12 protein-coding genes are annotated in these 14365 nt (G+C 64.1%); 8 read left to right on the top strand and 4 right to left on the bottom strand.

Annotated features, from left to right (window positions below):
- Positions 1–50: 50 nt before the first annotated feature.
- The 4 genes from greA to carA all read right to left on the bottom strand — a co-directional run bounded on the left by greA (position 51) and on the right by carA (position 5474).
- On the bottom strand, positions 51–527 hold the full coding sequence (gene greA, locus ACZ1I5_RS06505) for a transcription elongation factor GreA (protein WP_332715884.1): 477 nt from the start codon (positions 525–527) through the stop codon (positions 51–53).
- A gap of 80 nt (positions 528–607) precedes the next feature.
- Positions 608–3943, bottom strand: a complete 3336-nt coding sequence (carB, locus tag ACZ1I5_RS06500) for a carbamoyl-phosphate synthase large subunit (protein WP_465172891.1) — start codon at positions 3941–3943, stop codon at positions 608–610.
- Positions 3943–4305: a ribonuclease E inhibitor RraB gene (locus ACZ1I5_RS06495; protein WP_465172890.1), complete on the bottom strand. Its 363-nt coding sequence runs from the start codon at positions 4303–4305 to the stop codon at positions 3943–3945. Before ACZ1I5_RS06495 ends, carB begins: the two co-directional genes overlap by 1 nt.
- On the bottom strand, positions 4302–5474 hold the full coding sequence (gene carA / locus ACZ1I5_RS06490) for a glutamine-hydrolyzing carbamoyl-phosphate synthase small subunit (protein ID WP_465172889.1): 1173 nt from the start codon (positions 5472–5474) through the stop codon (positions 4302–4304). The genes ACZ1I5_RS06495 and carA overlap by 4 nt, the downstream gene beginning before the upstream one ends.
- Before the next feature lie 128 nt (positions 5475–5602).
- Between carA and ACZ1I5_RS06485 the strand changes: the two genes are divergently transcribed.
- The 8 genes from ACZ1I5_RS06485 (at position 5603) to ACZ1I5_RS06450 (ending at position 14250) form a co-directional block, all read left to right on the top strand.
- On the top strand, positions 5603–6055 hold the full coding sequence (locus ACZ1I5_RS06485) for a GatB/YqeY domain-containing protein (RefSeq protein ID WP_465172888.1): 453 nt from the start codon (positions 5603–5605) through the stop codon (positions 6053–6055).
- A gap of 125 nt (positions 6056–6180) precedes the next feature.
- On the top strand, positions 6181–6585 hold the full coding sequence (locus ACZ1I5_RS06480) for a GIY-YIG nuclease family protein (RefSeq protein ID WP_465172887.1): 405 nt from the start codon (positions 6181–6183) through the stop codon (positions 6583–6585).
- On the top strand, positions 6582–8456 hold the full coding sequence (gene dnaG, locus ACZ1I5_RS06475; protein WP_465172886.1) for a DNA primase: 1875 nt from the start codon (positions 6582–6584) through the stop codon (positions 8454–8456). The genes ACZ1I5_RS06480 and dnaG overlap by 4 nt, the downstream gene beginning before the upstream one ends.
- Positions 8456–10486: an RNA polymerase sigma factor RpoD gene (rpoD, locus tag ACZ1I5_RS06470; RefSeq protein ID WP_465172885.1), complete on the top strand. Its 2031-nt coding sequence runs from the start codon at positions 8456–8458 to the stop codon at positions 10484–10486. Before dnaG ends, rpoD begins: the two co-directional genes overlap by 1 nt.
- Before the next feature lie 257 nt (positions 10487–10743).
- A complete protein-coding gene (locus ACZ1I5_RS06465; protein WP_465172884.1) occupies positions 10744–11409 on the top strand; it encodes a DUF6975 family protein in 666 nt (221 codons plus the stop codon).
- A 72-nt stretch (positions 11410–11481) separates the two neighbouring features.
- The gene (locus ACZ1I5_RS06460; RefSeq protein WP_465172883.1) at positions 11482–12336 is read left to right on the top strand and encodes an AAA family ATPase; all 855 of its coding nucleotides are present in this window, start codon (positions 11482–11484) and stop codon (positions 12334–12336) included.
- A gap of 171 nt (positions 12337–12507) precedes the next feature.
- Positions 12508–13023, top strand: coding sequence for a CHAP domain-containing protein (locus tag ACZ1I5_RS06455; RefSeq protein ID WP_465172882.1), 516 nt, complete (start codon positions 12508–12510; stop codon positions 13021–13023).
- Positions 13024–13071: 48 nt separating this feature from the next.
- The gene (locus tag ACZ1I5_RS06450) at positions 13072–14250 is read left to right on the top strand and encodes a vWA domain-containing protein (protein WP_465172881.1); all 1179 of its coding nucleotides are present in this window, start codon (positions 13072–13074) and stop codon (positions 14248–14250) included.
- Positions 14251–14365 lie beyond the last annotated feature (115 nt).

The following is a 14365-nucleotide window of genomic DNA, read 5'->3' as shown; positions in this document are numbered from 1 at the left end:
CAGCGCAACCAGCGCGTCGGTGAACCGGCCCCGCGGAAGATCGATTCCGTTCAGATGAATTCGATCTTCGAGACGACGTAATAACGGTCGCCCGACGGCACCGTCACTTCGACCTCGTCGTCGACCTTGCGCCCGATCAGCGCCCGACCCAGCGGCGAATTGTACGAGATGCGACCGCCCTTGGCATCGGCCTCGGTCTGGCCAACGATCTGATAGCGGATCGGCTTGTCGTCCTCGTCGAGCAGGGTGACGGTCGCGCCGAACACCACCTTGTCGCCCGACAGGTCGCGCGGATCGATCACCTGCGCGCGGCTCAGCTTGTCCTCGATATCGGAGATCGACGCTTCGATCTGCCCCTGCCGCTCCTTGGCGGCATGATATTCGGCGTTTTCCGAAAGGTCGCCGTGCGCGCGCGCTTCCTCGATCGCGTCGACGATGGTCGGGCGCTCCGCTTTCAGCCGCTTCAGGTCCGCATTGAGCTTCTCATAGCCCTCTTGCAGCATCGGCATCTTGTCGACGGTCGCCATCCCTTTAGGTCCTTCGTCAAAAAATCTTCTTCAAGCCGGCCCTTCACGGACCCGCCCGCACGTCACTCTCATGTGGGAAATTATTTGTGCGAGTGCGAATAATAGGATTGCAGGGGCCGTACTTCAAGGCTGCGTGTCGCAAGCGCCACGATCGCCTGTGCCGCAGCCACGCTGGCGGGGGCCGTGGTGAAGTACGGGATCTTCTGATTCAGCGCCGACGCGCGGATCGGCTGCGAGTCCTTCAGCGACTGCCAGCCTTCCGTCGTGTTGAAGATCAGGCCGATCTGACCGTCCTTGATCCGGTCCACGATATGCGGCCTGCCCTGCGCCACCTTGTTCACGCGCTCGACCGGCACGCCGTGCGCGAGCAGATAATCCGCCGTGCCGCCGGTGGCGACGATGGCGAAGCCATTCTCGGCGAGCAGCTTCACGCCCGGCAGGACCACCGGCTTGTCGCTGTCCTTCACGCTGACGAACAGGGTGCCGCTTTTGGGCAGCACATTGCTCGCGCCGAGTTGCGACTTGGCAAAGGCCATGACGAAATCGCTATCGATCCCCATCACTTCGCCGGTGGACTTCATTTCCGGTGAGAGCACTGGATCGACCCCCGGGAAGCGATTGAACGGGAACACCGCTTCCTTCACCGCGACATAGTCGATCGCCCGGTCGATCGCCGGCAGCGCCGCGAGCTTCTCGCCCGCCATCACCCGCGCCGCGATCTTGGCGATCGGCGCGCCGATCGCCTTGGCGACGAACGGCACCGTCCGGCTGGCGCGCGGGTTGACCTCGATGAGATAGACAAGGCCGTCCTTCACCGCGAACTGGATATTCATCAGGCCGACGACCGACAGCGCCTTGGCCAGCGCCTTGGTCTGGCGCTCGATCTCGGCGATGATCTCGTCCGACAGGCTGTAGGGCGGGATCGAGCAGGCGCTGTCGCCGGAATGGACTCCCGCTTCCTCGATATGCTGCAGCACGCCCGCGACCGTCACGTCGGTCCCGTCGGAGATCGCGTCGACATCCACCTCGATCGCGTCGCGCAGATACTGGTCGATCAGCACCGGCGAGTCGCCCGACACCTGCACGGCGGTCTGGATATAATCGTCGAGCTGCGCCGGGCCGTCGACGATCTCCATCGCCCGGCCGCCCAGCACATAGCTCGGCCGCATCAGCACCGGATAGCCGATCCGCTCGGCGACCTTGATCGCTTCGTCGCGGCTGCGCGCGATGCCGTTGGCCGGCTGGCGCAGGCCGAGCCGGGTGATCAGCGCGGCGAACCGCTCGCGGTCCTCGGCCAGGTCGATCGCGTCCGGGCTGGTGCCCAGGATCGGAATCCCCGCCTGTTCCAGCGCATTGGCCAGATTCAGTGGGGTCTGACCGCCGAACTGCACGATCACGCCGACCAGCGTGCCGTTCTGCTGCTCGACATGCAGGATCTCGAGCACGTCCTCGGCGGTCAGCGGCTCGAAATAGAGCCGGTCCGACGTGTCGTAATCGGTCGACACCGTCTCCGGGTTGCAGTTGACCATGATCGTCTCATAGCCGGCCTCGGCCAGCGCGAAGCAGGCATGGCAGCAGCAATAATCGAACTCGATGCCCTGCCCGATCCGGTTCGGCCCGCCGCCCAGGATGACGATCTTCCGCCGATCCGACGGCATCGACTCATTCTCGGGCTCGCCGAAGCTCGGCGCCTCATAGGTCGAGTACATGTACGGCGTCTTCGCCTCGAACTCGGCCGCGCAGGTGTCGATCCGCTTGAACACCGGCCGCACGCCGAGCTTGTGGCGGAGCTTGCGCACCTCGTCTTCGGTGATGCCGCCGGTCATCGCCACCACCGCCTCATGGATCAGGCCCGATCCGCGCGCGATGCCGCGGTCCATGCCGCCATGGAGATTGGCCGATTTGAGCGCGAGCCAGGCAAGCCGCTTGTCGCTGAAGCCCATCGACTTGAGCCGGCGCATGCCCGCCGCATCGCGCGGCAGGCCGCCGCGGCACACCTCTTCCTCGGCCGCGATGATCTCGGCGATCCGCTCCAGGAACCAGGGATCGTATTTCGCGATCGCATGCACCTCGGCGACGGTGAAGCCCTCGCGCAGCGCCTGCGCCGCGACCAGCAGCCGGTCGGGCGTGGCGCGCGCCAGTGCCGCCTCGATCTCGTCGCGCGGCGCGCCGACCAGCGCATCGACCTGGTTGAAGCCGCTCAGCCCCGTCTCCAGGCCGCGCAGGGCCTTCTGCATCGATTCATGGATGTTGCGGCCGATCGCCATCACTTCGCCGACCGACTTCATCGCGGTCGACAGGATCGGCTCCGCGCCCTTGAACTTCTCGAAGGCGAAGCGCGGGATCTTGGTGACGACATAGTCGATCGTCGGCTCGAACGAGGCCGGGGTCGCGCCGGTGATGTCGTTGATGATCTCGTCGAGCGTGTAACCGACCGCCAGCTTGGCCGCGACCTTGGCGATCGGGAAGCCGGTCGCCTTGGACGCCAGCGCCGACGAGCGCGACACGCGCGGGTTCATCTCGATCACGACGAGGCGCCCGTCCTTCGGATTCACCGCGAACTGGACGTTGGAACCACCTGTTTCCACACCGATTTCACGCAGCACCGCGATGCTCGCGTTGCGCATGATCTGATATTCCTTGTCGGTCAGCGTCAGCGCCGGCGCGACGGTGATGGAATCGCCGGTATGGACGCCCATCGGATCGACATTCTCAATGGAGCAGATGATGATGCAATTGTCGTTGCGGTCGCGCACGACCTCCATCTCATATTCTTTCCAGCCGAGCAGCGATTCCTCGATCAGCACTTCGGTGGTGGGCGACGCATCGAGCCCCTTGCGCACGATCTCCTCGAACTCGGTCCGGTTATAGGCAATGCCCCCGCCCGATCCGCCCATGGTGAAGCTGGGGCGGATGATCGCCGGCAGCCCGGTCGTCTCGAGCCCGGCAACCGCTTCTTCCAGCGTATGCGCTATGGCGGAGCGGGCGGATTCCAGCCCGATCTTGTCCATCGCGTCGCGGAACTTCAGCCGGTCCTCGGCCTTGTCGATCGCCTCGGCATCGGCGCCGATCATCTGGACGCCGTATTTCTCCAAGGTGCCGTCGTTGAACAGCGCCAGCGCGGTGTTGAGCGCGGTTTGCCCGCCCATCGTCGGCAGGACGGCGTCGGGCCGTTCCTTCTCGATGATCTTGGCGACGATCTCGGGCGTGATCGGCTCGACATAGGTCGCGTCGGCCAGTTCGGGATCGGTCATGATCGTCGCCGGGTTCGAATTGACCAGGACGATGCGATAGCCTTCCTCGCGCAGCGCCTTGATCGCCTGCGTGCCGGAATAATCGAACTCGCACGCCTGGCCGATGACGATCGGGCCGGCGCCGATGACGAGGATCGAGGAGATGTCAGTGCGTTTTGGCATTAGTGGCTCGATCCCGTTTCGGCCATGCAGCCCCAACCTTCATATTCCACGTCGTACAATATCTCGATCTGCAGGCATTGCAGCGTCAGCGCCTTGATCGACGCCGCGTCCGCCTTCTGGTGTCTCGCGAGGAACAGCGATTCGCCGCCATCCTCATTCTCTTCGCGCTCGATCATCGAGAAGCCGAACTTGCCGGCCTCCTCGGAGAGCTGGTCCAGCGCATCCTCGTCGCCGGTGAAGCTGACATCGACCAGTCGCTCGAGCTCGGGCCGGTCGCCGCTCTCGGCCAGCCGCGCGAGCACGTCCTGGTCGCCGAGCCATTCCTGCTCGAACCTGGTCTGGTCTACCTCGGGCAGGCTCATGCCGCCTTCTCCAGCGATCCGACGAACTTTTCGAACAGATACAGGCTGTCCTGCGGCCCCGGGCTCGCCTCGGGGTGATATTGCACGCTGAAGGCCGGCCGGTCGGTCAGCTCGAACCCGGCGTTCGACCCGTCGAACAGCGACACATGAGTCTCGCGCGCGGTGGCGGGCAGCGTTTCGCTGACGACGGCGAAGCCATGGTTCATGCTGGTGATCTCGACGGCGCCATCGCTCAGCCGCTTGACCGGATGGTTCGCGCCGCGATGGCCCTGGAACATCTTGGTGGTCTCGGCCCCGACCGCAAGGCCGAGCAGCTGATGGCCAAGGCAGATGCCGAACAGCGGAATGCGCGTCTCGAGCAGGCCCTGGATCACCGGCACGGCATACTCACCGGTCGCGGCGGGGTCGCCCGGGCCGTTCGACAGGAAGATGCCGTCGGGCTTCAGCGCCATGACCTGTTCATAGGTCGCGGTCGCCGGCAGCACGCTGACCTTGGCGCCGGCCTTGACCAGGTTGCGGTAGATGTTGCGCTTGGCGCCGTAATCGATCGCGACGACATGCGGCCGCGCATCCTCGGCCCCGCCCGCGCCATAACCGAAGCCGAGCCGCCAGATGCCGCCCTCCCAGCCATAATGCGTCTCGGTGGTGACCGAGATGGCGAGGTCCATGCCCTCCAGCCCCGGCCAAGCCTTCGCCATCTCCAGCAATAGAGGGATGTCGAACTTGCCGTCCGCCCGGTGCGAGATGACGCCGTTGGGCGCGCCGCCGGTGCGGATGCGACGGGTCAGCGCGCGCGTATCGATGCCGGAAAGGCCGATTCGGTCATGCCGCTTCATCCAGTCGTCGAGCCGCTCGACCGAGCGGAAATTGGACGGCGCGGTCACGTCCTCGCGCACGATGATACCCAGCGCATGCGGGTCGTTCGCCTCGATATCCTCGGGGTTCGCGCCGACATTGCCGATATGCGGGAAGGTGAAGGTGATGATCTGCCCGGCAAAGGACGGATCGGTCATCACTTCCTGATAACCGGTCATCGCGGTGTGGAAACACACCTCGCCCACCGCCTCGCCTTCAGCGCCGAATCCGCGCCCCCACGCAATGTCCCCATTGGCAAGGACGAGGACTCCCGTCGCTCCTTCGGGCGCAGTTACGGGTTTGGCGTCGGCCATCGTGGCGGGCACTCCTTCGGGTTTCGATGTCGCTAAGCGGCGGTCGCTAAGCCTCGCGGGGCGGAGCGTCAATCTGTTAAAGATGGGGCCGCCGCGCTATCTGTACGGATTACCGAAAAGGACCGACAATGATTCGCGACGACATCAAGGCCGCGCTCATCACCGCCATGAAGGGCGGAGACAAGCAAGGCACCGCCGCCCTCCGCCTGATCCAGTCAGCGATCAAGAACCGCGACATCGAAGCACGCATCGGCAAGGCGCCGGAGGACGACGACACCCTGGTGGTCGAAGTGCTGCAGAGGATGGTCAAGCAGCGCCGCGAATCGATCGACATGTTCGTGAAGGGCGGCCGCCAGGAACTGGCCGACGCCGAATCCGCCGAGGTCGCGGTGATCGAACGCTTCCTGCCGCAGCAGATGAGCGAGGCGGAAACCACGGCGGCGATCGAGGCGATCAAGGTCGAGCTCGGCGCGAGCGGCATGAAGGACATGGGCCGGGTGATGGCGGAACTGAAGGCGCGCCATGCGCAGAGCCTGGACATGAGCAAGGCGAGCGGGCTGGTGAAGTCGGCTTTGGCGTAAGGTCCTTACGACCGAACATCACCCCTCCGTTCGTTTCGAGCGAAGTCGAGAAACCTGGCTGGCAATGCCCTTGTTGGGTCTCGACGACGCTCGACACGAATGGGGAGCGTGGGGCACAATGCCCCATGGCTTTCTGGGCATACATGTTGCGGTGCGCGGACGGCAAATTCTACACCGGCCACACTGACGATCTCGATCGGCGCATCGGCGAGCATCAGACCGGCGGGTATTGCGACTACACCTCGCGCCGCCTCCCGATCGAGTTGGCTTGGTCAGAGAATTTCGGATCGCGGATCGAGGCACTGGAGGCCGAGCGAATCGTAAGCGGCTGGTCCAGAGGCAAGAAAGAAGCGCTGATCGCTGGCGACTGGTCGATGGTCTCGCATCTCGCGAAGCCACCCAAGGAAAGAAACATACGTCCCGTGCCACAAGGTTTCTCGACTTCGCTCGAAACGAACGGTGGGGTGGGTGAATCTGCAAAAAACAAGCGGGGGAACAAAGGCGCGCGCCCGGAGGAGGCGCCACAATGAGCCTCTCCCCCCAATTCCTCGACGAACTCCGCAGCCGCACCCTCCTCTCGGCACTGATCGGCCGCACCACCAAGCTGCAAAAGGCCGGCCGGGAATTCCGCGCCTGCTGCCCGTTCCACAACGAGAAGTCGCCCAGCTTCTACGTCAACGACGACAAGGCCTTTTACCATTGCTTCGGCTGCGGCGCGCATGGCGATGCGATCCGCTGGATGACCGATCAGCGCGGCCTGCCCTTCATGGATGCGGTAAAGGAACTGGCCCAGGCCGCCGGCATGGAACTGCCGGCGATGGACCCGCGCTCGGCCGAAAAGGCGGAGCAAGCCAAGGGCCTGCATGACGCGATGAAAGCCGCGGCCGACTGGTTCGAAGGCCAGCTCGGCGGTCTCGATGGCGGCGAGGCGGTGGCGCTGCTCAAGCGCCGGGGGATTACGGACCAGGCGCGGCGGGATTTCGGTCTCGGCTTTGCCCCCGATTCGCGCGGCAAGCTGCGCACCGCGCTGCGCGATTTCGGCGATCCGATGCTGGTCGAGACCGGGCTGCTGATCTCGGTGGAAGGCAAGGACCCGTACGACCGCTTCCGCGGCCGGCTGATGATCCCGATCCGCGATCCGCGCGGGCGCACCATCGCCTTTGGCGGGCGCATCATCGGCGATGGCGAGCCCAAATATCTGAACTCGCCCGAGACGCCGCTCTTCGACAAGGGCCGCACGCTCTACAATCTCGACCGCGCCGCGCCCGCATCGCGCAAGTCCGGCCGGGTGCTGGTGGTCGAGGGCTATATGGACGTCATCGCCCTAGCCCAGGCTGGTTTTGGCGAGGCGGTCGCCCCGCTCGGCACCGCGCTGACCGAGGCGCAGCTCGAACGCCTCTGGCGCCTCTCCGACATCCCGATCCTCTGCTTCGACGGCGATTCGGCCGGACAGAAAGCCGCGATGCGTGCCGCCCACCGTGCGCTACCGATGCTTGCCCCCGGCCGCAGCCTCGCCTTCGTCACCCTGCCCGAGGGCATTGACCCCGACGATCTGGTCCGCATGAAGGGCCCTGCCGCGTTCGAGGAACTGCTCCGCGCGCCCGAACCCCTGGTCGACCGGCTCTGGGCGCATGAGCTCGCCGCCGAGCCGCTGAACACGCCCGAACAAAAGGCCGGGCTGAAGATGCGCCTCAACGAGATCGCCCAGTCGATCGCCGACAAGAATGTCAGCATCGAATATCAGGCCGAATTCCGCCGGCGCTTCGACCATCTGTACGCTCGGGTCCGCGAGCCCTTCCGCGCCTTCCAGCCGGGGCCGAAGCGCAAGCCCGGCCAGAAGTGGAAAGCGCCCGATCCACCCGTGGGCGACGTCGCCAAGGGCGTGCGTGCCACCGGAATCGACCGGATCCTCGCCAAGGCCGTGCTCGCCGGCCTGATCCGCCACCCGGCCGAAATCGCCCGTCACATGGAGGTTCTCGGCTCGCTGAAACTTGCCGACGGCGCGCTGGGAAGGCTGTTCGAGGCGGTCGTCGATCTCGCCGTTGAAGATCAGGCGCTTGATAGCGACGGCTTGCTCACCATATTGGCGAAATCAGGATTCGATAACATCGCCAGCAATCTGCTACGGGCCGACCAATTATCGTGGTCGTTCACGCTGAAAGGCGCCGAACCCGTGCGAGCGAGGGAGGATCTGGACGAAGCCATCGCCATTCTGGTGGCACGGCCGGAAGTGGATGCGGCACTGGCGGAAGCAACGGCGGCGCTCATGGCGCGTTATTCGGACGAAGCCTTTGAACGGCAGGTTTCGCTGGTGAAGGAACAACAGGCGCTCGACGCACGACTTGCAAATCTGGTGCAAGCGAACGAAGACGCCAGAGCTTTAGGTACCGAGGGCAATTAATGGCGAAGACGGAAATGGCGGACGTCGCTGACACGACCGAAAACAGCGATGCGCCGCTGATCGACTTGAACGATGCGTCGATCAAGAAGCTGGTCGCCCGCGCGAAAAAGCGTGGCTACATCACCTATGAGCAGCTCAACGAAGCGCTGCCACAGGACCAGATGTCGTCCGACCAGCTCGAGGACGTGATGTCCGCGCTGAACGAGATGGGCATCAACATCGTCGAGAACGACGAAGCCGGCGAGGACGGCGAAGAGGCGGATCAGCCCGAGGACGAGGTCGAATCGGTCGATTCGTCCGAGGAAAGCGCACCCGCGCTCGACGTGAAGAAAAAAGAGGTCATCGATCGCACCGACGATCCGGTGCGCATGTACCTGCGCGAGATGGGCGCGGTCGAGCTGCTGAGCCGCGAGGGCGAGATCGCCATCGCCAAGCGCATCGAGGCCGGCCGCGACACGATGATCCTCGGCCTGTGCGAAAGCCCGATCACCTTCAACGCGATCATCGACTGGTCGACCGCGCTCAATGAAGGCACGATGCAGCTGCGCGAGATCCTCGATCTCGATGCGATGCTGTCCAAGGACCCTGCCCCCGAGTCGCTGACCGACGACGACGCCGAAGGTTCGGGCGAAATCTCGGAAAAGACCGCCGGCCCCTCGTTCAAGGAAGAGGAAGAGCCGGAAGAGGCCGCCGCCGACGAGGACGAGGATTCGATGACCGAGCGGCGCACGCCGCGGCCGTCGGATGACGAGGAAGAGGACAACACCCTCAGCCTCGCCCAGATGGAAGAGCAGCTCAAGCCGCAGGCGCTCGAGCGGTTCGCCAACATCACGGCGATCTACAAGAAATTCTCGAAGATGCAGCAGCAGCGGCTCGAGGCGATGGCCGCGGGCGGCGAGCTGTCGGGTGCCGAGGAGCGCAAGTACCAGAAGCTGCGCGAGGACCTCACCGCCGAAGTCGAGAGCGTCCAGTTCCACAATGCGAAGATCGAATATCTCGTCGATCAGCTCTATGCCTTCAACCGGCGCCTGACCGCGCTGGGCGGCCAGATGCTGCGCCTTGCCGAGCGCCACAAGGTGCCGCGCAAGGATTTCCTCGACCGCTATATCGGCCATGAGCTGGACGAGCAGTTCCTCCCCAGCGTGTCGAAGCTCGACAAGAAATGGACGGCGTTCGTCGCGAACGAGAGCGATGCGGTCGACCGGATCCGCATCGAGATTTCGGAGATCAGCCAGGCGACCGGCATGTCGCTCGGCGAGTTCCGCCGCATCGTCAACATGGTCCAGAAGGGCGAGCGCGAAGCGCGCATCGCCAAGAAGGAAATGGTCGAGGCGAACCTGCGGCTCGTGATCTCGATCGCGAAGAAATACACCAATCGCGGCCTGCAGTTCCTGGATCTCATCCAGGAGGGCAATATCGGCCTGATGAAGGCGGTGGATAAGTTCGAATATCGCCGCGGCTACAAGTTCAGCACCTATGCCACCTGGTGGATCCGCCAGGCGATCACCCGCTCGATCGCCGACCAGGCGCGCACCATCCGTATTCCGGTGCACATGATCGAGACGATCAACAAGCTGGTGCGGACCAGCCGCCAGTTCCTGCACGAGCAGGGCCGCGAGCCCACGCCCGAGGAAATGGCCGAGCGGCTGTCCATGCCGCTCGAAAAGGTCCGCAAGGTGATGAAGATCGCCAAGGAGCCGATCAGCCTCGAAACGCCGATCGGCGACGAGGAGGATTCGCATCTCGGCGATTTCATCGAGGACAAGAACGCGGTCATCCCGGTCGACGCCGCGATTCAGGCCAATCTCAAGGAAACGGTCACCCGCGTCCTTGCCTCGCTCACCCCGCGCGAGGAGCGCGTGCTGCGCATGCGCTTCGGCATCGGCATGAACACCGATCACACGCTGGAAGAGGTCGGCCAGCAATTCTCGGTGACGCGCGAGCGTATTCGGCAAATCGAAGCGAAGGCATTGCGCAAGCTCAAGCATCCGTCACGATCGCGCAAGATGCGCAGCTTTCTCGATCAGTAAGAACCGCAATATCTATTTTGCGCAAAAAGCGCCCCGGATTTGTTTCCGGGGCGCTTTTTCGTACACTAAAGCCTGAGTGAATCCGGCTGACGAAGAAAATACGACTGATCCGGGGCGCAAGGCCGAGAAAATGGGTGCGATTTGGAAACGCCTAACGGGGTTTTAACCAAGTCTTTACGCCCTTCGGTATACTCCGTGAGCCCATTGATGAACCGCACCGGGATTCGCCGGCGCGTTCACGAAAACCCCGGGGGGTCATGGCTTTCGATTCGGCACTTGGTCAGCGTATCGGCGGCAGCTGGGGCACCATCGCCACGCTGGCGTCCGTCGACGGAACCGCGACTCATGCCGTGCCGCGCTCGCTGTCGGGCGCGAACGTCGCGGTAAGGGACCTGGCCGACGCGGTGCACGCCCTGTGCTGGCTGCATGGCCGCCACCCGGGCGTGGTCGATCGCGCCGCTGCCCATAATCACCAGCCCGCCGCGCAGGACTGGTTCGAGTCGGCCGCCGCGGCGTTCGTCGGCGAGCGTACCTATCTCGCGCGGCTCACCGCGGTGGCCGGCCCCCTGCCCTCGACTCCCGGCCAGGCCGAGTCCGAGGCCGCCGTCGCGGGTCAACGCCACGCGCTCGAGATGCTGGCCCAGTCCGACCGTACCGGCTGCGCGACCGGTGCGGCGATCGCCTTCGTGCTCGACTGGGCGGCGATACGAGTCATGCTCGATGCCGCCGCCCGCCGCTTCGGCATCGAGCCGCCCGCCGCCGACCTGCCCGACGAGATGGAGACGGCCTCCCTCGTCTCGGCGCTTGCCGAAACGCCGGCGATCGAACGCGCCATGGCGTTCGGCGCGCAGCAGATTCTCGCGCAGCATCGCGGCCTGTGGGATCTGCTCGAAGCCCGTGCGAGCGCGCGCAATCACCCGTAACGCCGGCTTGCGTCAGGCGTAGTATTCCCTCTATCCCCAAACCCGATATTCGAAACGGGATTGGACGGCTGAATGAAGCGCTTCGAGGGCACGCAAAGCTATGTGGCGACGGACGACCTGAAGGTCGCGGTCAACGCGGCCGTCACCCTGCGCCGCCCGCTGCTCGTCAAGGGCGAGCCCGGCACCGGCAAGACCGTGCTCGCCTATGAGATCGCCAAGGCCGTCGGCGCCCCGCTGATCGAATGGAACGTCAAATCGACCACCAAGGCGCAGCAGGGGCTGTACGAATATGATGCGGTCGCCCGGCTGCGCGACGGTCAGCTCGGCGACGAGCGGGTCCATGACATCTCCAACTATATCCGCCGTGGCAAATTGTGGGAGGCCTTCACCGCGCCCGAGGTGCCCGTTCTGCTGATCGACGAGATCGACAAGGCCGATATCGAATTCCCCAACGATCTTCTCCAGGAACTCGATCGCATGGAATTCCATGTCTACGAGACCAAGGAGACGGTCCGTGCGGTCGAGCGCCCGATCGTCGTCATCACCTCCAACAACGAGAAGGAACTGCCCGACGCCTTTCTGCGCCGCTGTTTCTTTCACTACATCAAATTCCCCGATCGCGAGACGATGCAGGCGATCGTCGACGTGCACTTCCCCGGCATCCAGAAGATCCTCGTCTCGAAGGCGATGGACATCTTCTACGACGTGCGCGACGTGCCGGGCCTGAAGAAAAAGCCCTCGACCAGCGAGCTGCTCGACTGGCTCAAGCTGCTCCTGCACGAAGACATGCCGCTCGAGGTCCTGCAGAACCGCGATCCGACCAAGGCGATCCCGCCGCTGCACGGCGCGCTGCTCAAGAACGAGCAGGATGTCATGCTGTTCGAACGGCTCGCCTTCATGGCAAAAAGGCAGGCGAACAAGAACTGATCATCGCGCGCGAAGCGAACGTCACGCGCAACTGGCGCGAAACAGGGTTTACGTGCTAGTAATCATCGCCGATCAGGCAGATGCGGAACCATCGGGACGACGGCGCTTATGCGTATCCTTTCCTCGAACGCCCTTTTGTCAGCGGCCGCCTGCGCCATGTCGTGCGCGGTAATGTCGCCCGCCGGCGCGGCATCCCTGCTCGATTATGTCGGCGAATGCGTGCCCTTCGCCCGCGCCGCCTCGGGCATCCAGATCTATGGCGATGCCTGGACCTGGTGGGACCAGGCCGATGGCAAATACAAACGCGGCGACAAGCCCAGGATCGGATCGGTCATCGTCTTTGCCAGGACCGCGCGCCTGCCGCTCGGCCATGTCGCGGTGATCAGCCGGGTCATCACGCCGCGCGTGGTGATGGTCACGCATGCCAACTGGTCGCGCCAGAATGGCGAACGCGGCCATGCCGAGCAGGACGTGACCCTGACTGACATGTCGCGCGACAATGACTGGAGCGAAGTGCAGGTCTGGTACCGCGACCGCGACGGCCTCGGCACCACGACCTATCCCGTCTACGGGTTCATCTATGGCACGCCGGAGTCGAAGCAGGTCGCCAAAGCCCGCCCGGCATCCGAACTGACCGGCGACGATCCCGACTATGTCGGCGCGATGATCGATGTCTACGCGCGCTGAGCATAAAAGCATCGACTTGACCGGGATGCAGCGCCTACTCTCCCGACGATGTTCCTGAACTTTCTCGACGAGCTCCGCGCCGCCGGCATTCCGGCGAGCATGAAGGAGCATCTGATCCTGCTCGAGGCGCTCGACCGCGACGTGATCGAGCATACGCCCGAGGATTTCTACTATCTCTCGCGCGCCGTGTACGTGAAGGACGAAGGCCTGCTCGACCGGTTCGACCAGGTCTTCTCCAAGGTGTTCAAGGGCGTCGCCACCAGCTTCGGCACGCAGCATGCAGACATCCCCGAGGAATGGCTCCGCGCCGTCGCCGAGAAATACCTGACGCCCGAGGAAATGGAGGCGATCAAGTCGCTCGGCTCCTGGGAAGAGATTATGGAAACGTTGCAGAAACGGCTCGAGGAGCAGCAGGGCCGGCACCAGGGCGGCAACAAATGGATCGGCACTGGCGGCACCAGCCCTTATGGCAATTCGGGCTATAACCCTGAAGGCGTCCGCATCGGTGGCGATAGCAAAAACAAGCGCGCGCTAAAGGTCTGGGACCAGCGCGACTTCAAGAATCTCGACAACACCAGGGAACTCGGCACCCGCAACATCAAGATCGCGCTGCGCCGCCTGCGCCGCTTCGCGCGCGAAGGCGCCGCCGACGAGCTCGATATCGACGCGACGATCGACGGCACCGCCCGCCAGGGCTGGCTCGACGTGGTGATGCGGCCCGAGCGGCACAATGCGGTCAAGCTGCTGCTGTTCCTCGACGTCGGCGGATCGATGGATCCCTGGGTGAAGCTGTGCGAGGAGCTGTTCTCGGCCGCGACCAGCGAGTTCAAGAATCTCGAATTCTTCTATTTCCACAATTGCCCGTACGAGGGGGTGTGGAAGGACAATCGCCGCCGCTTCACCGAGCGCACCCCGTTATGGGACGTGCTGCACAAATACGGTCATGACTATAAGCTGGTGCTGGTCGGCGACGCCTCGATCAGCCCCTATGAGATCACCCATCCCGGCGGCTCGGTCGAGCATTTCAATGAGGAATCGGGCGCGGTGTGGATGCACCGCCTGACCACCACCTATCCCGCGGCGATCTGGCTCAATCCGGTGCCTGAACAGCAATGGGGCTATTCGCAATCGGTCCGCATCATCCGCGAGCTGATGAACGACCGCATGTACCCGCTGAGCCTGGCCGGGCTCGACGACGCGATGCGGGAATTGACGCGGAAGCGGTGACGGATCAGGCAATTCAACGACCGACCGCAGTCCTTGTCTCCGAAGCGCTGAATATCACGACCATCGGGATGGCGGCTATGGTTCGCCCGGCGTGATCCATCTCGAATCGCTGGTT

It is taken from the genome of Sphingomonas sp. BL-S-30, from assembly GCF_055521475.1.
This window is presented reverse-complemented; position numbering and strand designations above follow the sequence as displayed.

Bases quoted from the DNA above. Each gene is read 5' to 3' on its own strand.
- dnaG (WP_465172886.1), top strand. From the start codon at position 6,582: ATGAGCCTCTCCCCCCAATTCCTCGACGAACTCCGCAGCCGCACCCTC.
- ACZ1I5_RS06495 (WP_465172890.1), bottom strand. From the start codon at position 4,305: ATGAGCCTGCCCGAGGTAGACCAGACCAGGTTCGAGCAGGAATGGCTC.
- ACZ1I5_RS06465 (WP_465172884.1), top strand. From the start codon at position 10,744: ATGGCTTTCGATTCGGCACTTGGTCAGCGTATCGGCGGCAGCTGGGGC.
- ACZ1I5_RS06455 (WP_465172882.1), top strand. From the start codon at position 12,508: ATGTCGCCCGCCGGCGCGGCATCCCTGCTCGATTATGTCGGCGAATGC.
- carA (WP_465172889.1), bottom strand. From the start codon at position 5,474: ATGGCCGACGCCAAACCCGTAACTGCGCCCGAAGGAGCGACGGGAGTC.
- ACZ1I5_RS06460 (WP_465172883.1), top strand. From the start codon at position 11,482: ATGAAGCGCTTCGAGGGCACGCAAAGCTATGTGGCGACGGACGACCTG.
- carB (WP_465172891.1), bottom strand. From the start codon at position 3,943: ATGCCAAAACGCACTGACATCTCCTCGATCCTCGTCATCGGCGCCGGC.
- greA (WP_332715884.1), bottom strand. From the start codon at position 527: ATGGCGACCGTCGACAAGATGCCGATGCTGCAAGAGGGCTATGAGAAG.
- rpoD (WP_465172885.1), top strand. From the start codon at position 8,456: ATGGCGAAGACGGAAATGGCGGACGTCGCTGACACGACCGAAAACAGC.
- ACZ1I5_RS06450 (WP_465172881.1), top strand. From the start codon at position 13,072: ATGTTCCTGAACTTTCTCGACGAGCTCCGCGCCGCCGGCATTCCGGCG.
- ACZ1I5_RS06480 (WP_465172887.1), top strand. From the start codon at position 6,181: ATGGCTTTCTGGGCATACATGTTGCGGTGCGCGGACGGCAAATTCTAC.
- ACZ1I5_RS06485 (WP_465172888.1), top strand. From the start codon at position 5,603: ATGATTCGCGACGACATCAAGGCCGCGCTCATCACCGCCATGAAGGGC.